Genomic DNA, 19,085 nt, shown 5'->3' on the forward strand with positions numbered 1-19,085 from the left:
ACTATGAAGGCGTACTGGATTGCACACGTGGACATCACCGATCCCGATCACTACAGCCAATACACCGAGCGCGCGCCAAAAGCGTTCGCCGAGTTCGGCGCGAAGTTTTTAGCCAGAGGCGGGCGCAGCGAAGCGATGGAAGGGCGGACGACGCCTCAGCGCAGCGTGGTGATCGAGTTCGATAGCTACGAGCAGGCAGTGGCGTGCTATCGCTCGGCGGCGTATCAGGAAGCGAAGAGCTACCGCGAGGAGTGGGCTAGGGCGGAAATCATCATCGTAGAAGGAATGGCGCCGTAAGCAGCACGATCAGCGCATGAAATGAATCTTGCCGCTGTCGTCATTGCCCATGTACATGCCATACACCCCGGCCTGGCGTTCCTCGATGTAGCGTTCGAGGATCTGCCGGATCGCCGGGTAGTAGATCTGGTCCCACGGAATGTCTTCGGGGGCGAAGAATTTGTAGTCGAGGGTTTCCGGGCCGTACTGGCCGGTGATCTCCAGCGCGAGGGCGCGGAAGATGATGTAGACCTCGCTGATCTTCGGCACGCTGAAGATCGAGTACGGCGAGACGATTTCCGCGCGTACACCGCTTTCTTCCCAGACTTCGCGCAGGGCCGCCTGTTCGGTGGTCTCGCCGCTTTCCATGAAACCGGCGGGCAAAGTCCAGGTGCCGGCGCGCGGGGGGATCGCCCGTTGGCACAAGAGGTATTTGCCGTCCTGCTCGATGATGCAGCCGGCGATGATCTTCGGGTTCACATAGTGGATGTAGCCGCAGCCGCGGCACATCAGGCGCTCGTGCGTATCGCCCGGCGGCACCTGCTGACCGAGGTCAGCGCCACCGCATTTCGGGCAAAAGCTCGGGCTGAACATGTCAGTGACCTATGCGCGGTTCTTTCAGCGGAATGGGCAGGGTGATCGGCGGCGTGCCTTTGAGTACGGTGCCGGTTTCTTCCTGTTTGCGCTTGAGATAATCGAGGGCCACCGCAGCGGCGGCGCGAACGTGATCGACGCACGCCTGATGCGCCGCCAGCGGATCGCCGCTCTTGATCGCCTCGACCATTTTTTCCATTTCCTGATTGCTCGCACCACGACGGTTTTCCTGGGACACCGACGTCGCCCGCAGGTAGCTGATGCGTGCCTGCAACTGGCGCAGCTGAGTAGCCGCGACATGGTTGCCGGAGCCTTCCAGCAGCACGTCGTAGAAACCCTGCACCGAGTCGATTACCTGTTGCAGTTCGCCGTCCTTGAGCGCCTTGCGGTTCTCGTCGAGGGCTTTTTCCAGGGCCTTGATGTCCTTGGCCTTGGCGCGCAGGGTGAACAGCTGGACGATCAGGCCTTCGAGCACGCAGCGCAGTTCATAGATGTCGACCGCATCGGCGAGGGTGATGATTGCCACACGCGGGCCCTTGGCGTCGGCAAACTCCACCAGGCCTTCGGATTCCAGGTGACGCAAGGCTTCACGCACCGACGTACGGCTGACACCCAGGCGATCGCACAGATCGCGCTCCACCAGGCGATCGCCCGGCAGCAGCTGGAAGTTCATGATGGCGCTTCGCAGTTTATCCAGCACGATTTCGCGCAGGGTGACGGGGTTGCGATTGACCTTGAAGCTGTCGTCGAGTGGCAGGCGTTTCATGGGGTCCGCTCTTTAGTGTGGCTGTCCATGCCAGACGGGCATTCAAACAGCCGAGGGGTTAACTGGAGGCCTCGGCGTCGGCTTCGGCGAAGGCTTCACGGGCGAGCCGGAAACTGTCCACGGCTGCCGGGACGCCGCAATAAATACCGACCTGAAGCAGAATTTCGCGTATTTGCTCACGACTCAGGCCGTTACGCAAGGCGCCGCGCACATGCAGTTTCAGTTCGTGCGGGCGGTTCAGCGCGGAGATCATCGCCAGGTTGATCATGCTGCGCTCCTTGAGCGACAGGCCCTCGCGTCCCCAGACATGGCCCCAGCAGTATTCGGTGACCATTTCCTGCAGCGGGCGGGTGAAGTCGTCGGCGTTCTCGATCGAGCGCTGCACATAGGCTTCGCCGAGCACCTGGGTGCGGATCTTCAAGCCCTGCTCATATTTTTCGTGGCTCATGTGTCCTCCGCTCAACCCAGTGTCGGCAGGGCGCCGAGCTTGCCCTTGTGATAGATCATCGGCGTCACCGGTTGCGCCGGCAGGATCAGGTTCTTCACTGCGCCGACAATGATCGCGTGGTCGCCACCGTCGTATTCGCGCCACAGTTCGCACTCGATGATCGCCGTGGCCTTGGCGAGGATCGGGTTACCGAGCTCGCTCAAATGCCAGTCGATGCCGTTGGCCTTGTCCTTGCCTTTGCCGGCGAAGGCGTAGGCCTCGGCGGTCTGGTCGGCGGACAGCAAATGGATCGCGAAACGCTTGCTGTCGCGCAGCACCGGGTAGGTGTCGGAAGCATAGTTGGGGCAGAACAGTACCAGCGCCGGGTCAATCGACAGCGCACTGAAGGCGCTGGCGGTGATGCCGACGATGCCGCCGTCCGGGTCGAGGGTGGTGACCACCGTGACCCCGGACGGAAACGAGCTCATGACGTCTTTGTAAATGCCGGGTTCGATCATGTCGCAGGACTCCTAGCGCATCACAAACGGATCAGGCATCGGCGCCTGAGAGAGGTTGATCCACACCGTTTTCAGTTCGGTGTAGGCCAGCACCGAATCGATGCCGCTTTCGCGTCCATAGCCACTGTTTTTGAAGCCTCCGATCGGTGCCATCGCCGACACCGCGCGGTAGGTGTTGACCCAGATGATCCCCGAGCGCACGTCCCGGGCCAGTCGATGGGCACGGCCCAGATCGCGGGTCCATATGCCGGCGGCGAGACCGAACTGCGAGTCGTTGGCAATCGCCAGCGCTTCGGCTTCATCCTTGAAGCGGATGACCGAGGCCACCGGGCCGAACACTTCTTCCTGCATGATCTTCATCGAATTGCGGTCGCACTCGAACAGCGTCGGTTCGTAGAACCAGCCGTCGCCCACGCCACTCGGCCGCTTGCCGCCCAGCCGCAGACGCGCACCTTCAGCGATGGCGTCGGCCACCAGACCTTCCACCACGGCCAGTTGCTGCGCGGTGGCCATCGGGCCCATTTCGCTGCTGTCGTCCTGCGGGTTGCCGATGCGGATGCGCCGGGCGCGTTCCACCAGTCGGCTGACGAACTCGTCGTAGATCTCGTCCTGCACCAGCAGTCGCGAACCGGATACACAGCTCTGCCCGGACGCCGCGTAGATCCCGGCAATCGCACCATTGATCGCACTGTCCAGATCAGCGTCGGCGAAGATGATGTTCGGCGACTTGCCGCCCAGTTCCAGCGACAGCTTGGCGAAGTTCTCGGCACTGCTGCGCACCACATGCCGCGCCGTGGCTGCGCCGCCGGTGAAGGCGATCTTGCGGATCAGCGGATGGCGGGTGAGGGCGGCGCCGGTGCTAGGGCCGTAACCGGTGACAACGTTGACCACGCCCGGTGGAATCCCGGCTTCGAGGGCCAGGCGCGCCAGTTCCAGAATGGTCGCCGAGGCATGCTCGGACGGTTTGATCACGATGGTGTTGCCCGCCGCCAGCGCCGGCGCCAGTTTGATCGCGGTCAGATAGAGCGGGCTGTTCCACGGAATGATCGCGGCGACCACACCCATGGCTTCGTGCACGGTGTAGGCAAACAGGTCGGGCTTATCCAGCGGCAGGGTGCCGCCTTCAAGCTTGTCGGCAAGGCCCGCGGTGTAGTGGAAGAACTCCGGCAGATAACCGACCTGACCCCGGGTTTCGCGGATCAGTTTGCCGTTGTCGCGGCTTTCCAGCTGCGCCAGTTGTTCCTTGTTTTCAGCGATCAGGTCACCGAGACGACGCAACAGTTTGCCGCGCGCGGTGGCGGTCAGGCCGCGCCACGCCGGGCTGTCGAAAGCGGTTTGCGCAGCTTGCACGGCGCGTTCGACGTCGGCTTCATCCGCGTCGGGCAGTTCGGCCCAGGGCTCGGCCAGTGCCGGGTTGAGGCTTTCGAAGGTCTTGCCGGAGAGGGCGTCGACCCATTCTCCGCCGATGCACATCTGGAAGCGTGCGAGTGTCATGCAACGATCCCCTTTATAGGGTTTTGTCGGGCGTGTGCGGTTTCGAGAAATTCCAGCAGCAGCTGATTGACCAGTCGCGGCGACTCTACCGGCATCATATGCCGTTGCTCGGGCAGCACCGCAACCTTCGCGCCGGGAATGCGCGCGGCCAGTTGCTCGGCCATTTCCGGGGTCGATCCGGGGTCCAGCTCGCCGGTGGCGATCAGCGTCGGCGCCTGGATGCTGGCCAGGTCGTCGGCGCGGTACATGTCCTGGGTGGCGAACAATTCGTAGGTGGTCAGGTAGCCCTGCGGATCATTGCCGGCGAGGGTCTGGCGGATCGCGGCGATCTGCGCCGGATTGGCCGCCTGGTATTCACGGCTGAACCAGCGCGACAGCGCCGCTACGGCATTCGCGTCCGGTCCATGTTCGGCGGCTTGCGCGGTGCGAGCGATGACCCCGGCGCGCTGCTCTTCGCTACGGTTGAATACACTGTTGAGCACCACCAGGCTTTTCAGGCGCTGCGGGTAATGCAGGGCAAAGGCCCGCGCCACCAGACCGCCCATGGAAAAACCGATCACCGATGCCAGCGGCAATTGCAGGTGGTCGAGCAGCTCCAGCAACTGATCGGCATAACCGAGCAGGGCGGTACCGCTGGCCGGTCGCGGGCTGGCGCCGTGTCCGAGCATGTCGTAGGCGATCACCCGGTATTGCGTGGCCAGGCCAACGATCTGGCCGCCCCACATTTCTTTGTTCAGGCCCACGCCGTGGATCAACACCACGGGGTGGCCCTGGCCGGTCGCCAGATAACTGGTGCCGGCCGGGGTGAGTTCAGCGGTATGCCGAATCATGGAGCGCTCCTGCAATGCCTTTTTATTGTGATTACTGGGCTTTTTCGGCGGCCAGTTCTTCCAGATCGATGTAGCGGTTGCCGATGCGCGGGTGCAGACGGCCACCGTCGGCGCAACCGAGTACCACGACGATTTCGTCGGCGCGTGGGGCATCTTCGATCTGCATTTCCAGGGTGATGTAGTGCGAGCGCAGGCCTTCGTCGTCCTTGTGCATCATCGGGATCTGGATCGAGGTGCCCGGACCGCCGCGCTTGTTGGTGAAGCTCAGGTAACTCTTTGCCTTGACCGCTTCGCGGTAGTGGTTGCCGAAGCGCAGGGTGTGGATCACCGCCGAGGCGTGTTCGATCTCGCCGTCCGCACCGACGACTGCCGCTTTGCCGTAAGCCTCGATTTTCTCGGCGCCGCCGATGATGCCCACCAGACGCTCGACCATCATCGCGCCGAGGTCGGAGCAGTTGGCGCGGATCTGCGGCTTGAGGTCTTCGACAAAGCCATTGCCGACCCACGGGTTCTTCATCACGACGGCCAGGCCCACCATGGTCACCGGGGTGTCGGAAGCCTTGCCGCCTTCGATGAAGGTCTCTTCGACATAGCTGACGATCTTGCGAATTTCGAAACTCATGAGCTGCTCCGTAAGGGGATAAAGAGTGTCTGTGCGTCTGATGGTATACCATAATACCGATCGTGCAAGTCCCCCACGCAAGATTCCCGCCCATCAGTCGGACGAATGCCCGTGCATTCAGCCGCTGCTGTAATCCCTTTCGGTTAACAAAAGATAACGTTGCGCCGATTGTCAGACGTTTCGAATGCCCGATAGGATGAGCCAGCTTCCGAAGTGGCTCTGGATTGCGGGTTTCAGGACTATGCTTCTGACCAACCGTCGCTGGAGCACACTTGCGGCGCCCTTGAAGGCCGAATGGCCTAACAATAATAAATAGGGGAAGGTCTATGAGTCGTTGCCGCCCGCCGGCGTTTCGCAACACCGCGTTGCTGGCCACAGCACTCTCTCTGCTGGGCTTTGCCACCTTGTCGGCGCCTGTACTGGCCGCCGAAGCGCCAGCCGACGTGGTCTACGCCATCGAATCGGCCAAGGCCCCGAAAAGCCTGATGCTCGATGTCGTTCACGCCGGTTCACGGCTGGTGGCGGTCGGTGATCGCGGGCACATTCTCTACTCCGACGACCAGGGCAAGACCTGGACCCAGGCCAAGGTGCCAAGCCGCCAGTTGCTGACGGCCGTGTATTTCGTCGACGACAAACACGGCTGGGCCGTCGGCCATGACGCACAGATCCTCGCCAGCGAAGACGGCGGCCTGACCTGGACCAAACAGTTCGAAGACCTCAAGCGCGAATCGCCGCTGCTCGACCTCTGGTTCAAGGACGTCAACAACGGCCTGGCCGTGGGTGCCTACGGCGCATTGCTCGAGACCACCGACGGCGGCAAGAACTGGCAAGACGTCAGCGACCGCCTCGACAACCAGGATCAGTTCCACCTCAACGCCATCGCCGCCGTGAAAGACGCCGGGCTGTTCATCGTGGGTGAACAGGGCGCGATGTTCCGCTCCGCCGACTGGGGCCAGACCTGGGAAAAAATCGAAGGTCCGTATCAGGGCTCGCTGTTCGGTGTGATCGGCACCGCCCAGCCTTCCACGCTGCTGGCCTACGGGCTGCGCGGCAACCTCTACCGCTCCACTGATTTCGGCAGCACCTGGCAGCAAGTCGAACTCAAGGCGGCGCGCGGTGCGCTGGAATTCGGCCTGTCCGGCGCCACGCTCCTCGAAGACGGCTCGATCGTCATCGTCGGCAACGGCGGCACGGTGATCAGCAGCAGCGACAACGGTGAAACCTTCAGCGTGTTCAACCGCCCGGATCGCATCTCGCTGTCGTCGGTCACCGCCGCCGGCAACGGCAATCTGATCCTGAGCGGGCAGGGTGGCGTCCACACCACCACGCCCAACGGCACCGAGCTGGGCAAATGAGCCGAATCAATAATAAGAAGGCGGGGCTATGACTTCCTTGAGCACTCATCATCAGGACAAGGCGACGTTTCTCGAACGCCTGATCTTCAACAACCGCCCGGCAGTAATCGTGATCTGCCTGCTGGTCAGTATTTTCCTGTTCTGGCAGGCGACGCTGATCCGGCCGTCCACCAGTTTCGAAAAAATGATCCCGCTCAAGCATCCGTTCATCGAGAAGATGATGGAGCACCGCAACGATCTGACGAACCTGGGCAACACCGTGCGCATTTCGGTGGAGGCCAAGGACGGTGACATCTTCTCCAAGGAGTACATGGAGACCCTGCGCCAGATCAACGACGAGGTGTTCTACATCTCCGGCGTCGACCGCTCTGGCCTGAAATCGCTGTGGAGCCCGAGCGTACGCTGGACCGAAGTGACCGAGGAAGGCTTTGCCGGCGGCGAAGTGATCCCGCAGAGCTACGACGGTTCCCAGGACAGCCTCGACATGCTGCGCAACAACGTGCTCAAGTCGGGTCAGGTCGGGCGTCTGGTGGCCAACGACTTCAAGTCGAGCATCGTCGACATCCCGCTGCTGGAGTCCTACCCGGATCCACAGGACCAGGGCAAGTTGCTGGCGCTGGACTACCGCCAGTTCTCCCATGAACTGGAAGACAAGATCCGCAACAAGTTCGAAGCGCAGAACCCCAACGTCAAGATCCACATCGTCGGTTTCGCCAAGAAGGTCGGTGACCTGATCGACGGTCTGGTGATGGTGGTGATGTTCTTCGGCGTCGCCTTCGTCATCACCCTGATTTTGCTGCTGTGGTTCACCAACTGCCTGCGCAGTACGGTGGCGGTGTTGAGCACCACGCTGGTGGCGGTGGTCTGGCAACTGGGGTTGATGCACTTCTTCGGTTTCGGCCTCGATCCGTATTCGATGCTGGTGCCGTTCCTGATCTTCGCCATCGGGATTTCCCACGGCGTGCAGAAGATCAACGGTATCGCCCTGCAATCGAGCGAGGCGGACAATGCCCTGACCGCCGCGCGGCGCACATTCCGGCAACTGTTCCTGCCGGGGATGATCGCGATTCTGGCGGATGCGGTGGGCTTCATCACGCTGCTGATCATCGACATCGGCGTGATCCGTGAACTGGCCATCGGCGCGTCCATCGGCGTGGCGGTGATCGTGTTCACCAACCTGATTCTGCTACCGGTGGCGATTTCCTATGTCGGCATCAGCAAGCGTGCGGTGGCCAAGAGCAAGAAGGACGCCAACCGCGAACACCCGTTCTGGCGCCTGCTGTCGAACTTTGCCAGCCCGAAAGTCGCACCGGTGTCCATTGCGCTCGCTCTGATCGCCTTCGGTGGCGGCCTCTGGTACAGCCAGAACCTGAAGATCGGCGACCTCGACCAGGGCGCGCCGGAACTGCGTCCGGACTCGCGCTACAACAAGGACAACAACTTCATCATCAACAACTACTCCACCAGTTCCGACGTACTGGTGGTGATGGTCAAGACCAAGTCCGAAGGCTGTTCGCGCTACGAAGCCATGGCGCCGATCGATGAGCTGATGTGGAAGATGCAGAACACCGAGGGCGTGCAGTCGGCGATCTCGCTGGTGACCGTGTCCAAGCAGATGATCAAGGGCATGAACGAGGGCAACCTGAAATGGGAAACCCTGTCGCGCAACCCGGACGTGCTGAACAACTCCATCGCCCGTGCCGACGGCCTGTACAACAACAGTTGCTCGCTGGCGCCGGTGCTGGTGTTCCTCAACGATCACAAGGCTGAAACCCTGGATCGTGCGGTGCATGCGGTGCAGGAATTCGCCAAGGACAACAACAAAGAAGGTCTGGAATTCATCCTGGCGGCCGGTAACGCCGGGATCGAAGCTGCGACCAACGAAGTCATCAAACAGGCCGAACTGACCATCCTGGTGCTGGTGTACATCTGCGTGGCGGTGATGTGCATGATCACCTTCCGTTCCTGGGCGGCGACCCTGTGCATCGTGCTGCCGCTGGTACTGACCTCGGTACTCGGCAACGCACTGATGGCGTTCATGGGCATCGGCGTGAAGGTTGCGACGCTGCCGGTGGTGGCGCTGGGTGTAGGGATCGGCGTGGACTACGGCATCTACATCTACAGCCGTCTGGAAAGTTTCCTGCGTGCCGGCCTGCCATTGCAGGAAGCCTATTACCAGACCCTGAAGTCCACCGGTAAAGCGGTGCTGTTCACCGGTCTGTGCCTGGCCATCGGTGTGTGCACCTGGATCTTCTCGGCGATCAAGTTCCAGGCCGACATGGGCCTGATGCTGACCTTCATGCTGCTGTGGAACATGTTCGGTGCGCTGTGGCTGCTGCCGGCACTGGCCAAGTTCCTGATCAAGCCGGAGAAACTGGCGGGGCAGAAGGGGAATTCTCTGTTTGCTCACTGATCCGGGCTTCTGAAACGACAAAGCCGCAACCTTAGGGTTGCGGCTTTTTTGTGAGTCAAGATCAAAAGCCCCTCACCCTAGCCCTCTCCCGGAGGGAGAGGGAACTGACCGCAATGTCTCGCGTGATACATCGACCTGAAAAACCGAGTCGATTATGGATTCAAAGAGGATCGTTCAAGTCGGTGTATCTCTCCAATATCCCCCGATCGGTTCCCTCTCCCTCCGGGAGAGGGCTAGGGTGAGGGCAAGCGGTCTCAAGTCTTACGAAAGTTCAGTACCAAGCACCACACTCAAAGCACTCCGCGCATCATCCAGCTGCACCAACGTCGCATGCCGAGCCCCCAGCGCATCACGATTTTCGATCGCGGTGAGAATCGCCTTGTGCCGAGGTAACGCCAGTTCATGCAGATTCGGTCGCTGATTCGAATGCTTCAACGCCTCGGCAATCGCCACCGACAGCATGTTGCACAGATTCGCCAGCAAGTCGTTATGGGTCGCATCGGCGATGCGGCTGTGGAAATCCAGATCCGGTTGCAGCAACGCTTCCGGCGTCGGCGCGGCTTCCATGCGCTGGTAGGCTTCGCCGATGGCGGCGATGTCGGCATCGGTGGCGTGTTGGGCGGCGAGGGCGGCAGCGGCGGGTTCGATGATGCTGCGCACGCTGGTCAGCACATTGAAGAATTCATTTTGCGGGCTGCTTTGCATCAGCCAGTGCAATACGTCCGGGTCGAGCATGTGCCATTCGCGGCGCGGCTTGACCACGGTGCCGACGCGCGGTTTCGAGTACACCAGCCCCTTGGCCACCAACACCCGCGTGGCTTCGCGCAACACCGGCCGACTGACCGCATACTCCTCGCAGAGCAAGGCTTCGGCGGGCAGTTTGTCGCAAGGCAAAAAGCGTCCGGAAACAATCTGCATGCCCAGTTCCTGGACGATGCGCGAGTGCATGCTTTTGCGGTCGGAAGGTTTGCGGTAATCCATGGGGAGTGGCGCGATCCTGAGCGATGGGGATGCCGCGCATCATAGCAGGCACGGCGTAATCTGGAGTGAGGCAATGATCGTTCCCACGCTCTGCGTGGGAACGCAGCCCGGGACGCTCTGCGTCCCATTCGAGAGCTGGAACGCGGAGCGTCCCTTGAGGCCATTCCCACGCAGAGCGTGGGAACGATCAGGGTGACGGTGTCAGTGGGAATGGCGGGGCACTTCCGCACCTCGACAACCCACCAGGAAATCAAAATCACACCCCTGATCCGCCTGCAACACATGGTCGATGTACAACTGACGATAACCCCCCACTAACAGCTGTTGCGGCGGTTGCAGATCCGCCATGCGCGCCGCCAGTTCGGCGTCCGGAATATCCAGGTGCAAACGCCCACTGGCGCAGTCCAGTTCGATCCAGTCGCCTTCTTTCACTGCCGCCAAAGGCCCGCCGGCCGCCGCTTCCGGGGCGACGTGCAACACGACAGTGCCATACGCCGTGCCGCTCATTCGCGCGTCGGAGATACGCACCATATCGGTCACGCCCTGTGCCAGCAGTTTGGCCGGCAACCCCATGTTGCCGACTTCGGCCATGCCCGGATAACCCTTCGGCCCGCAGTTTTTCATCACCAGAATCGAGTTCGCATCGACGTCCAGCTCCGGGTCGTTGATTCGTGCCTTGTACATATCGAAGTTCTCGAACACGACCGCGCGGCCACGGTGTTGCATCAGTTCTGACGTGGCGGCGGATGGCTTGAGCACTGCGCCCAGTGGCGCGAGATTGCCGCGCAACACACAGATGCCGCCGTCGGCGCGGATCGGATTGTCGAGGGTGCGGATCACTTCGTCTTCACCGTAGATCGGCGCGTCCTTGGTGTTCTCGCCGATGGATTTACCGTTGACGGTCTGCGCGTTCGGATTCGGAATCAGATTGGCCTCGCCGAGGCGGCGCAACACGGCCGGCAAGCCCCCGGCGTAGTAGAACTCTTCCATCAGAAAACGCCCGGACGGTTGCAAGTCGACGATGGTCGGCATGCCGCGACCGATGCGCGTCCAGTCGTCCAGATCCAGCTCGACGCCAATGCGCCCGGCGATGGCTTTGAGGTGAATCACCGCGTTGGTCGAGCCGCCAATCGCCGCGTTGACCCGGATCGCGTTTTCGAAAGCCTCCTTGGTCAGGATCTTCGACAGCTTCAAGTCTTCACGAACCATCTCGACCGCACGCATGCCGGACATATGCGCCAGCACATAACGCCGCGCATCCACCGCCGGAATTGCCGCGTTGTGCGGCAGGGACGTGCCCAGCGCTTCGGCCATGCAGGCCATGGTCGAGGCGGTGCCCATGGTGTTGCAGGTGCCGGCCGAGCGGGACATGCCGCCCTCGGCGGCGAGGAAATCGTCGATGGTGATGGTGCCGGCCTTGACCTGTTCACTGAGCTGCCAGACCACCGTGCCGGAGCCAATGTCCTTGCCCTTGTGCTTGCCGTTGAGCATCGGCCCGCCGGTGACGACGATGGCCGGCACGTCGCAACTGGCCGCGCCCATCAACAGCGCCGGGGTGGTCTTGTCGCAACCGGTCAGCAGCACCACGCCATCAATCGGGTTACCGCGAATCGCTTCCTCGACATCCATGCTCGCCAGATTGCGGGTGAGCATGGCGGTCGGGCGCAGGTTCGATTCGCCGTTGGAGAACACCGGGAATTCCACCGGGAAGCCGCCGGCCTCGATCACACCGCGTTTGACGTGCTCGGCGATCTGGCGGAAGTGCGCGTTGCACGGCGTCAGTTCCGACCAGGTGTTGCAGATACCGATGATCGGTTTGCCATGGAACTGATGGTCGGCGATGCCCTGATTCTTCATCCAGCTGCGGTACATGAAGCCGTTCTTGTCGGCCGTGCCAAACCATTGGGCGGAGCGCAGGGTGGGTTGCTTATCAGACATGATCGATTCTCTTATTGTAAGACTATTGTTTGCGAGCTTCAGCTAAACATAAGCGCAAAATCGACGGTTTGGAAGTGTTGTTGGGTAATTAGTATTACTATATAGTCCTTTTCGACGGAGGGATGGCCCTGGCGGTTTTCCGCGAGAGGCGTCCCCCGAGGTTCCATAAAAACAACAATCGGAGACCGATCTCATGAGCCAGGAACTGCGGCTTGTCCGGCGCATCACGCTGAAACTGATTCCCTTCCTGATCCTGCTGTACCTGATCGCCTATGTGGATCGCTCCGCCGTCGGCTTCGCCAAGCTGCACATGGGCGCCGACATCGGTATCGGCGATGCCGCCTACGGCCTCGGCGCCGGGCTGTTTTTCATTGGCTACTTTCTGCTGGAGATCCCCAGCAACCTGATGCTCGAACGCTTTGGTGCACGGCGTTGGTTCGCGCGGATCATGATTACCTGGGGCGCGATCACCATCGGCATGGCGTTCGTCCAGGGCCCGCACAGTTTCTACGTGATGCGCTTTCTGCTCGGCGCGGCGGAGGCGGGGTTCTTTCCCGGCGTTCTGTACTACATCACCCAATGGTTCCCGGTGCGCCATCGCGGCAAGATCCTCGGGCTGTTCATCCTTTCCCAACCCATCGCGATGATGATCACCGGCCCCGTGTCCGGCGGCCTGCTGGGCATGGATGGCATTCTCGGTCTGCATGGCTGGCAGTGGCTGTTCATCGTCATCGGCACTCCGGCGATCCTGCTGACCTGGCCGGTGCTGCGCTGGCTGCCGGACGGCCCGCAGCAAGTGAAATGGATGGATCAGGCCGAGAAGGACTGGCTGACCGGCGAGCTGAAAAAGGATCTGCAGGAATACGGCCAGACCCGCCACGGCAATCCGCTGCATGCGCTCAAGGACAAACGCGTGTTGCTGCTGGCGCTGTTCTATCTGCCGGTGACCCTGAGCATTTATGGCCTTGGCCTGTGGCTGCCGACCCTGATCAAACAGTTCGGCGGCAGCGATCTGGTGACCGGTTTCGTGTCGTCGGTGCCATACATCTTCGGCATTGTCGGGCTGCTGATCGTGCCGCGCAGTTCCGATCGCATGAATGATCGCTACGGGCATCTGGCGGTGCTCTATGTGCTGGGCGCCATCGGCCTGTTCCTCAGTGCCTGGTTGTCCTTGCCGGTGGCGCAACTGGCGGCGTTGTGTCTGGTGGCGTTCGCGCTGTTTTCCTGCACGGCGGTGTTCTGGACCTTGCCAGGGCGCTTCTTTGCCGGCGCCAGTGCGGCGGCGGGGATTGCCTTGATCAACTCGGTGGGCAACCTCGGCGGCTACATCGGCCCGTTCGTGATCGGCGCGTTGAAGGAATACACCGGCAACCTCGCTTCGGGCCTGTACTTCCTGTCCGGGGTGATGGTGTTCGGGCTGGTTCTGACGGGCATCGTCTATCGCTTGCTGGAGCGCAAACACGTATTGCCGGTTGATCAGTTCGCCGCCAGTGCTCGCGGTGCGACCCGCACCTGATATCGATCCAGGATTTGTCTTAACAGGAGAACATCATGCATCTGGTTCAATTCGAATTGAGTAACGGCGAGCGCCGCGTCGGGGTAGTCGAGGGCGGTCTGGTGCGTGAAGTGCAGGATGCGCGCACGGTGCGCGATCTGGCACTGGCGGCGATCGAGGCTGGCGGCACGCTGGCGCAACAGGTGCAGACCCTCGGTCTCGGCATCAGCCACGATTACGCCGAACTGTTGGCCAAGCTGCGTATCCTGCCGCCGCTGGATCACCCGGACCCGGCGCACCTGCTGGTCAGCGGCACCGGTCTCACGCACCTCGGCAGCGCGTCGGCCCGAGACAAGATGCACCAGCAGGCCGGCGATGAAGCGGCGATGACCGACACCATGCGCATCTTCAAGTGGGGCGTGGAGGGTGGCAAACCGGCAGCGGGGCAGGCCGGGGTGCAACCGGAATGGTTCTACAAGGGTGACGGCAGCATCGTTGTGCGCCCCGGTCAGCCGTTCCCGCTACCGCCATTTGCCGAAGACGCCGGCGAGGAGCCTGAGATGGCCGGCCTCTACATCATCGGTCACGACGGCAAGCCGTATCGCCTCGGTTTCGCGGTGGGCAACGAGTTCTCCGATCACGTCATGGAGCGCAAGAACTACCTGTACCTGGCCCACTCGAAATTGCGCAGTTGCAGCTACGGCCCGGAGCTGCGCGTGGGTGAATTGCCGCAGCACCTGGCCGGTACCAGCCGCATCCTGCGCGACGGCGAAGTGCTGTGGCAGAACGAATTCCTCAGCGGCGAGGCCAACATGTGCCACAGCCTGGCGAACCTCGAATACCACCACTTCAAGTACCGCCAGTTCCTGCGTCCCGGCGACGTGCACATTCACTTTTTCGGCACGGCGACCCTGTCGTTCGCCGATGGCATCCGCACTCAGCCGGGCGATGTGTTCGAGATCAGCCAGGCCGAATTCGGTGCGCCGCTGGTCAATGGCATCGCCCCGGTTGAAGCCGTTTTCCAACCGGACAGCATCGGCACCCTTTAAGGAGATCCCATGACTCAGATTCTCGGTCACAACTACATCGGCGGGCGTCGCAGCGCGGCGGGTAGTGTCAAACTGCACAGCATCGATGCCACGACGGGCGAGGCATTGCCTCACGATTTCATCCAGGCGACGCAAGAGGAAGTGGACGCCGCTGCCAAAGCGGCGGCTGCTGCGTATCCCACCTATCGCAGCCTGAGCGCCGAGCGCCGTGCGCAGTTTCTCGATGCGATTGCCGATGAGCTGGATGCGCTGGGCGATGATTTCGTCGCCGTGGTCTGCCGCGAAACCGCATTGCCCGCCGGACGGATTCAAGGTGAAAGAGGGCGCACCAGCGGCCAGATGCGGCTGTTCGCCAAAGTGCTGCGGCGTGGCGATTTCTACGGTGCGCGCATCGACCTGCCGCTGCCGGATCGTCAGCCGCTGCCGCGCCCCGATCTGCGTCAATACCGCATCGGCCTCGGGCCTGTGGCGGTGTTCGGTGCCAGTAACTTTCCGCTGGCATTCTCCACCGCTGGCGGCGACACCGCGTCGGCGCTGGCCGCCGGGTGCCCGGTGGTGTTCAAGGCTCACAGCGGCCACATGGCCACGGCCGAACTTGTGGCCGATGCGGTGATTCGGGCGGCGGAGAAAACCGCGATGCCGGCCGGTGCGTTCAACATGATCTACGGCGGCGGAGTCGGCGAGTGGCTGGTCAAGCATCCGGCGATTCAGGCCGTGGGCTTCACCGGTTCGCTGAAGGGTGGACGGGCACTGTGTGACATGGCCGCAGCGCGTCCGCAACCGATCCCGGTGTTCGCCGAGATGTCGAGCATCAACCCGGTAATCGTTCTGCCCCAGGCCCTGACAGTTCGTTCGGAAACTGTTGCCCGTGATCTGACCGCGTCGGTGGTGCAGGGCTGCGGTCAGTTCTGTACCAATCCGGGCCTGGTGATCGGCATTCGCTCACCGCAGTTCACGGCATTCATTGAGCAGGTCGCGGCGTTGATCGGCGACCAACCGGCGCAAACGATGCTCAATGCCGGCACCCTCGGCAGCTATGGCAAGGGCCTGGAAAAACTGTTGGCGCATGCCGGCATCGAGCATCTGGCCGGTAATCCGCAGCAGGGCAATCAGGCGCAGCCGCAGCTGTTCAAGGCTGATGCCAGCCTGTTGATCGACGGCGATGAAGTGCTTCAGGAAGAAGTGTTCGGCCCGACCACAGTGATCGTTGAAGTGGCGGATCAGGCGCAACTGAACGCGGCGTTGAAGGGGCTTCATGGGCAACTCACCGCGACGATCATCGGCGAGCCGGCGGACTTCGTGCAGTTCCCGGAACTGACGCCGTTGCTGGAACAGAAGGTCGGGCGGATCCTGCTCAACGGTTACCCGACCGGTGTCGAAGTGTGCGATTCGATGGTCCACGGCGGACCGTATCCGGCGACGTCCGATGCTCGCGGCACCTCGGTCGGCACCCTGGCGATTGACCGTTTCCTGCGCCCGGTGTGCTTCCAGAACTATCCCGACAGCCTGCTGCCGGAACCGCTGAAAAATGCCAACCCGCTGCGCATTCAGCGGCTGGTGGATGGCAAACCCTCGCGCGAGGCTCTCTAAGCCGAACTGGATCGATCGTTCCCACGTCGAGGCGTCGAACCGTCTGCGTGGGAATGCAGCCCGGGACGCTCTGCGTCCCATTCGAGAGCTGGAACGCGGAGCGTCCCTTGAGGCATTCCCACGCGGAGCGTGGGAACGATCAAGAGCGGGGCTTTGAGCTATCATTGCCACTTTCCCCCTGAAAGACATGATTGCCATGACTGCCGTAACCGACACCCTTCTCAACGCCCTCGAACACTGCGGTATGGTCGAAATCGACGGTCTGCACGCCTTCGAATTCGCCCTCGATGAAGACGACAATCTGCACATCGAGTGCATCGATGGCCGAACGGCCAGGCATTGGGAGTTCACGCCGGCTCAGGTTGAAGCAGCGACGTTTGACCAGGACCTGCAGAGCTGGTTGATCGTCGGTTTTGCCAGCGACACCAAAACCGTCGGCGAACACCGTCTGGTGTGCCTCGGCGATGTACTCAGCAGCGCCGACGACGAGGATGAAGCCGAATGAACATGCGTAAATTCTGGCCATTGTTGATGGCCGGCAGCGTCGGTGCGATGGGCCTTTCCAGCGCGTCAGCCGAGAGCTTCCAGTTGCTGGTTGGCTCCTACACCGCCGGCACCAGCCAGGGCATCTACCGGATGAACTTCGACAGCGCCACCGGCCAGATCGACGCCAAGCCGCTGCAAGTGATCAAGAGCGAAAACCCGTCGTGGCTGACCCTGTCCAAGGATCAGCACCGGGTGTTCGTGGTCAATGAAAACGGCCCTGGCCAGAAAGACCCGGTCGGTCGCGTCAGCAGCTATTCGATCGATCCGAAGACCCACGCCCTGACCCTGATCAATCAGGTCCAGAGCCTGGGCAACGAGCCGACCCATTCGAGCCTCAGCGGCGACGCCAGCCATCTGTTCGTCAGCAACTATTCGGTAGTCGAAGATCCGGGCGGCACCCTCGCGGTGTTGCCGGTCGGCAGCGACGGCAAACTCAAACCGGTGGTGCAGATGAGTGCTCACCCGGCGAGCCGGGTCAACCCTGAACGTCAGGCCTCGAACCATGTGCACTCGACGATTTCCTCGCCGGACGGTCGTTATGTGTTCTCCAACGACCTGGGCGCAGACAAAGTCTTTGTCTACCAATTCGACCCGAAAGCCAATCCGGACCTGCCGCTGACCCCGGCGAAAACCGCTTCGGTGCAATTGCCAGCGGGCAGCGGGCCGCGTCATCTGTTGTTCAGCGCTGACGGCAAGCATGCCTGGCTGACCATGGAAATGAGCGCGCAGGTTGCGGTGTTCGACTACAACGACGGCGTGCTGACCCAGACGCAAATGGTCGACCTGGCAGCCGGCCAGCCGACCTCGGACAAAGCCGCTGCGGCGCTGCACGCGTCTGCCGATGGCAAATTCCTCTACGTCAGCAACCGTGGCACTGCCAATCAGCTGCTGGTGTTCGCCATCGACCCGGCTACCGGCCAGCTCAAGGAGCTGCAACGGCGTTCGGTGGAAGGCGATCACCCGCGCGAGTTCAGCCTCGATCCGAGCGGTAAATTCCTGCTGATCGCCAACCAGAAAAGCAACCAGATTGTCGTGGTTGAACGTGACGGCAAGACCGGTCTGCTCGGCAAAACCGTGCAAAAACTGCCGATGGACGCCCCGAGCGACCTCAAGTTTCTGCTGCGTCAATAAGCCGCAGGCCCCGGTCTACGGGGCCTGAAGCTTTGTATTAATCCTGCTGATAACAGGTAATGGTGCAAAGCATTTCAAGCGAGCGACCCTCGAGCGTTAAGTTTGCTTCACGGCCCAACCGGGCAAGCAAGCCAACCGAACACGAGGGTTACCGCCATGAACTTCAATCTCTTCTCGATCATCGCCGCTTCCGCTATCTCCGCCACCGTTGCTCTGCCAGCCAGCGCCAACGTTGAAATCAGCGACAAAAAATCCCACACCCAGAGCTACACCCAGAAATATCTGCAACAGAGCGCCAACTTCTACGCCGCCCTGGATCACAAAGCTCAACACTGAAATTTCCGTCACGTCCTGGAACTGCCCAAGGCTGCGATCCTTTGATCTTGTTTATCAAAAGCAAAATCAAAAGATCGCAGCCTTGGGCAGTTTTTTGCGTGCGCACCGACAGGTAATAGGTATTTTCAAACGGCGGGATAGACCGGCTAAATAATCAACGAAGCTGATGGTTACTATGCCAAACCCTGAGTGGTTACCCCGGCTTTTTTGATTGATTCTGTGGACGTCGAAACATTGTCCACGGAGCACACATCATGGCCAGTTCAATCATCACTTCCGCTAAACGCGGCGCCTACCTGGCCATCGGTCTGTACCTGGTCATGGTGCTGTTCGTCAGCCTCTCGTCCCAATCGCAACACAGCTTCGATGCACCGATCCAGATCGCGCATCCCGGCGCCCAGTTCGAACTCCGCTCGCAAAGCGCAGCGGTGGATTCAGTTGAACTCGCGGGAGCCGTCGGAGCATGAAAGGCTACAGATTCTGGATCATCGCCGGTCTGGCGATCATGACCAACGGCACGTCTCTTCTGGGATTCGGTCAGGGCTCGGTCGGCGGTCTGGCCCGTGCCATAGAAGCCAACCACACCATCGCCCACAACATCGAACGCGCCAATGCGTTGGGGCTGCTGGCCGGCAATCCACCCGTGAAAACCTCGGCCGAGTTCTTCGGGCCGTTCGAGGTGGATTGCTCGGCGATAGGGATGTGCGAAGTGTTGGCGTAAGCG

Annotated in this window: 20 protein-coding genes; 11 read left to right on the forward strand and 9 right to left on the reverse strand. The window is 61.5% G+C overall.

What is annotated here, in order from left to right; all coding sequences use genetic code 11:
• Positions 1 to 3: 3 nt before the first annotated feature.
• Positions 4 to 297 (forward strand): DUF1330 domain-containing protein, encoded by a 294-nt coding sequence (locus AC1RR7_RS03350; protein ID WP_493156102.1) that lies wholly within the window; start codon positions 4 to 6, stop codon positions 295 to 297.
• A 9-nt stretch (positions 298 to 306) separates the two neighbouring features.
• On the opposite strand, the gene AC1RR7_RS03355 is transcribed toward AC1RR7_RS03350, so the two are convergent.
• The 7 genes from AC1RR7_RS03355 to AC1RR7_RS03385 are packed head-to-tail and all read right to left on the reverse strand — an operon-like array spanning position 307 to position 5,527.
• On the reverse strand, positions 307 to 870 hold the full coding sequence (locus AC1RR7_RS03355; RefSeq protein WP_096820067.1) for an NUDIX hydrolase: 564 nt from the start codon (positions 868 to 870) through the stop codon (positions 307 to 309).
• A gap of 1 nt (position 871) precedes the next feature.
• Complete coding sequence (locus AC1RR7_RS03360; protein ID WP_096820066.1) at positions 872 to 1,636, reverse strand: GntR family transcriptional regulator; 765 nt, start codon at positions 1,634 to 1,636, stop codon at positions 872 to 874.
• Positions 1,637 to 1,694: 58 nt separating this feature from the next.
• A complete protein-coding gene (locus AC1RR7_RS03365; protein WP_096820065.1) occupies positions 1,695 to 2,084 on the reverse strand; it encodes a carboxymuconolactone decarboxylase family protein in 390 nt (129 codons plus the stop codon).
• Positions 2,085 to 2,095: 11 nt separating this feature from the next.
• Positions 2,096 to 2,581 (reverse strand): flavin reductase family protein, encoded by a 486-nt coding sequence (locus tag AC1RR7_RS03370; protein ID WP_085711335.1) that lies wholly within the window; start codon positions 2,579 to 2,581, stop codon positions 2,096 to 2,098.
• Between the two features lie 12 nt (positions 2,582 to 2,593).
• The gene (locus tag AC1RR7_RS03375; protein WP_096820063.1) at positions 2,594 to 4,075 is read right to left on the reverse strand and encodes an aldehyde dehydrogenase; all 1,482 of its coding nucleotides are present in this window, start codon (positions 4,073 to 4,075) and stop codon (positions 2,594 to 2,596) included.
• Complete coding sequence (locus AC1RR7_RS03380) at positions 4,072 to 4,905, reverse strand: alpha/beta fold hydrolase (RefSeq protein WP_493156104.1); 834 nt, start codon at positions 4,903 to 4,905, stop codon at positions 4,072 to 4,074. The genes AC1RR7_RS03375 and AC1RR7_RS03380 overlap by 4 nt, the downstream gene beginning before the upstream one ends.
• 31 nt (positions 4,906 to 4,936) lie before the next feature.
• Positions 4,937 to 5,527: an amino acid synthesis family protein gene (locus AC1RR7_RS03385; RefSeq protein ID WP_007957412.1), complete on the reverse strand. Its 591-nt coding sequence runs from the start codon at positions 5,525 to 5,527 to the stop codon at positions 4,937 to 4,939.
• Between the two features lie 326 nt (positions 5,528 to 5,853).
• Here AC1RR7_RS03385 and AC1RR7_RS03390 point away from each other — a divergent pair, with 326 nt between their 5' ends.
• Together AC1RR7_RS03390 and AC1RR7_RS03395 are read left to right on the forward strand one after the other, a co-directional pair.
• Positions 5,854 to 6,882 carry a WD40/YVTN/BNR-like repeat-containing protein gene (locus AC1RR7_RS03390; RefSeq protein WP_096820061.1) on the forward strand — a complete coding sequence of 343 codons (1,029 nt, stop codon included), beginning with the start codon at positions 5,854 to 5,856 and terminating at the stop codon, positions 6,880 to 6,882.
• A 28-nt stretch (positions 6,883 to 6,910) separates the two neighbouring features.
• The gene (locus tag AC1RR7_RS03395; protein WP_096820060.1) at positions 6,911 to 9,295 is read left to right on the forward strand and encodes an efflux RND transporter permease subunit; all 2,385 of its coding nucleotides are present in this window, start codon (positions 6,911 to 6,913) and stop codon (positions 9,293 to 9,295) included.
• Positions 9,296 to 9,556: 261 nt separating this feature from the next.
• Here AC1RR7_RS03395 and AC1RR7_RS03400 read toward each other — a convergent pair whose 3' ends face one another.
• Together AC1RR7_RS03400 and AC1RR7_RS03405 are read right to left on the reverse strand one after the other, a co-directional pair.
• Complete coding sequence (locus AC1RR7_RS03400) at positions 9,557 to 10,276, reverse strand: FadR/GntR family transcriptional regulator (RefSeq protein ID WP_169430692.1); 720 nt, start codon at positions 10,274 to 10,276, stop codon at positions 9,557 to 9,559.
• A 201-nt stretch (positions 10,277 to 10,477) separates the two neighbouring features.
• Positions 10,478 to 12,214 carry an IlvD/Edd family dehydratase gene (locus AC1RR7_RS03405; RefSeq protein ID WP_493156106.1) on the reverse strand — a complete coding sequence of 579 codons (1,737 nt, stop codon included), beginning with the start codon at positions 12,212 to 12,214 and terminating at the stop codon, positions 10,478 to 10,480.
• Positions 12,215 to 12,407: 193 nt separating this feature from the next.
• Here AC1RR7_RS03405 and AC1RR7_RS03410 point away from each other — a divergent pair, with 193 nt between their 5' ends.
• The 8 genes from AC1RR7_RS03410 (at position 12,408) to AC1RR7_RS03445 (ending at position 19,082) form a co-directional block, all read left to right on the forward strand.
• The gene (locus tag AC1RR7_RS03410; RefSeq protein WP_096820057.1) at positions 12,408 to 13,730 is read left to right on the forward strand and encodes an MFS transporter; all 1,323 of its coding nucleotides are present in this window, start codon (positions 12,408 to 12,410) and stop codon (positions 13,728 to 13,730) included.
• 35 nt (positions 13,731 to 13,765) lie between these two features.
• Positions 13,766 to 14,758 carry an AraD1 family protein gene (gene araD1 / locus AC1RR7_RS03415; RefSeq protein ID WP_273536455.1) on the forward strand — a complete coding sequence of 331 codons (993 nt, stop codon included), beginning with the start codon at positions 13,766 to 13,768 and terminating at the stop codon, positions 14,756 to 14,758.
• Positions 14,759 to 14,767: 9 nt separating this feature from the next.
• On the forward strand, positions 14,768 to 16,348 hold the full coding sequence (locus tag AC1RR7_RS03420) for an aldehyde dehydrogenase (NADP(+)) (protein WP_493156108.1): 1,581 nt from the start codon (positions 14,768 to 14,770) through the stop codon (positions 16,346 to 16,348).
• Between the two features lie 196 nt (positions 16,349 to 16,544).
• Positions 16,545 to 16,853, forward strand: coding sequence for a DUF5629 family protein (locus AC1RR7_RS03425; RefSeq protein WP_102620986.1), 309 nt, complete (start codon positions 16,545 to 16,547; stop codon positions 16,851 to 16,853).
• Complete coding sequence (locus tag AC1RR7_RS03430; protein ID WP_493156110.1) at positions 16,850 to 18,025, forward strand: lactonase family protein; 1,176 nt, start codon at positions 16,850 to 16,852, stop codon at positions 18,023 to 18,025. Before AC1RR7_RS03425 ends, AC1RR7_RS03430 begins: the two co-directional genes overlap by 4 nt.
• A 156-nt stretch (positions 18,026 to 18,181) precedes the next feature.
• Complete coding sequence (locus AC1RR7_RS03435; RefSeq protein ID WP_011334602.1) at positions 18,182 to 18,361, forward strand: hypothetical protein; 180 nt, start codon at positions 18,182 to 18,184, stop codon at positions 18,359 to 18,361.
• A 254-nt stretch (positions 18,362 to 18,615) separates the two neighbouring features.
• A complete protein-coding gene (locus AC1RR7_RS03440; protein ID WP_493156112.1) occupies positions 18,616 to 18,828 on the forward strand; it encodes a hypothetical protein in 213 nt (70 codons plus the stop codon).
• Complete coding sequence (locus AC1RR7_RS03445) at positions 18,825 to 19,082, forward strand: hypothetical protein (protein ID WP_096820052.1); 258 nt, start codon at positions 18,825 to 18,827, stop codon at positions 19,080 to 19,082. The genes AC1RR7_RS03440 and AC1RR7_RS03445 overlap by 4 nt, the downstream gene beginning before the upstream one ends.
• The last annotated feature ends 3 nt before the right edge of the window (positions 19,083 to 19,085 follow it).

The sequence above is a fragment of the Pseudomonas sp. GW821-FHT11G12 genome (assembly GCF_058808055.1).

What these genes read in the sequence shown, in the direction of transcription:
- AC1RR7_RS03350 (WP_493156102.1), top strand. Translation starts at nt 4, where the DNA reads ATGAAGGCGTACTGGATTGCACACGTGGACATCACCGATCCCGATCAC.
- AC1RR7_RS03355 (WP_096820067.1), bottom strand. Translation starts at nt 870, where the DNA reads ATGTTCAGCCCGAGCTTTTGCCCGAAATGCGGTGGCGCTGACCTCGGT.
- AC1RR7_RS03360 (WP_096820066.1), bottom strand. Translation starts at nt 1,636, where the DNA reads ATGAAACGCCTGCCACTCGACGACAGCTTCAAGGTCAATCGCAACCCC.
- AC1RR7_RS03365 (WP_096820065.1), bottom strand. Translation starts at nt 2,084, where the DNA reads ATGAGCCACGAAAAATATGAGCAGGGCTTGAAGATCCGCACCCAGGTG.
- AC1RR7_RS03370 (WP_085711335.1), bottom strand. Translation starts at nt 2,581, where the DNA reads ATGATCGAACCCGGCATTTACAAAGACGTCATGAGCTCGTTTCCGTCC.
- AC1RR7_RS03375 (WP_096820063.1), bottom strand. Translation starts at nt 4,075, where the DNA reads ATGACACTCGCACGCTTCCAGATGTGCATCGGCGGAGAATGGGTCGAC.
- AC1RR7_RS03380 (WP_493156104.1), bottom strand. Translation starts at nt 4,905, where the DNA reads ATGATTCGGCATACCGCTGAACTCACCCCGGCCGGCACCAGTTATCTG.
- AC1RR7_RS03385 (WP_007957412.1), bottom strand. Translation starts at nt 5,527, where the DNA reads ATGAGTTTCGAAATTCGCAAGATCGTCAGCTATGTCGAAGAGACCTTC.
- AC1RR7_RS03390 (WP_096820061.1), top strand. Translation starts at nt 5,854, where the DNA reads ATGAGTCGTTGCCGCCCGCCGGCGTTTCGCAACACCGCGTTGCTGGCC.
- AC1RR7_RS03395 (WP_096820060.1), top strand. Translation starts at nt 6,911, where the DNA reads ATGACTTCCTTGAGCACTCATCATCAGGACAAGGCGACGTTTCTCGAA.
- AC1RR7_RS03400 (WP_169430692.1), bottom strand. Translation starts at nt 10,276, where the DNA reads ATGGATTACCGCAAACCTTCCGACCGCAAAAGCATGCACTCGCGCATC.
- AC1RR7_RS03405 (WP_493156106.1), bottom strand. Translation starts at nt 12,214, where the DNA reads ATGTCTGATAAGCAACCCACCCTGCGCTCCGCCCAATGGTTTGGCACG.
- AC1RR7_RS03410 (WP_096820057.1), top strand. Translation starts at nt 12,408, where the DNA reads ATGAGCCAGGAACTGCGGCTTGTCCGGCGCATCACGCTGAAACTGATT.
- araD1 (WP_273536455.1), top strand. Translation starts at nt 13,766, where the DNA reads ATGCATCTGGTTCAATTCGAATTGAGTAACGGCGAGCGCCGCGTCGGG.
- AC1RR7_RS03420 (WP_493156108.1), top strand. Translation starts at nt 14,768, where the DNA reads ATGACTCAGATTCTCGGTCACAACTACATCGGCGGGCGTCGCAGCGCG.
- AC1RR7_RS03425 (WP_102620986.1), top strand. Translation starts at nt 16,545, where the DNA reads ATGACTGCCGTAACCGACACCCTTCTCAACGCCCTCGAACACTGCGGT.
- AC1RR7_RS03430 (WP_493156110.1), top strand. Translation starts at nt 16,850, where the DNA reads ATGAACATGCGTAAATTCTGGCCATTGTTGATGGCCGGCAGCGTCGGT.
- AC1RR7_RS03435 (WP_011334602.1), top strand. Translation starts at nt 18,182, where the DNA reads ATGAACTTCAATCTCTTCTCGATCATCGCCGCTTCCGCTATCTCCGCC.
- AC1RR7_RS03440 (WP_493156112.1), top strand. Translation starts at nt 18,616, where the DNA reads ATGGCCAGTTCAATCATCACTTCCGCTAAACGCGGCGCCTACCTGGCC.
- AC1RR7_RS03445 (WP_096820052.1), top strand. Translation starts at nt 18,825, where the DNA reads ATGAAAGGCTACAGATTCTGGATCATCGCCGGTCTGGCGATCATGACC.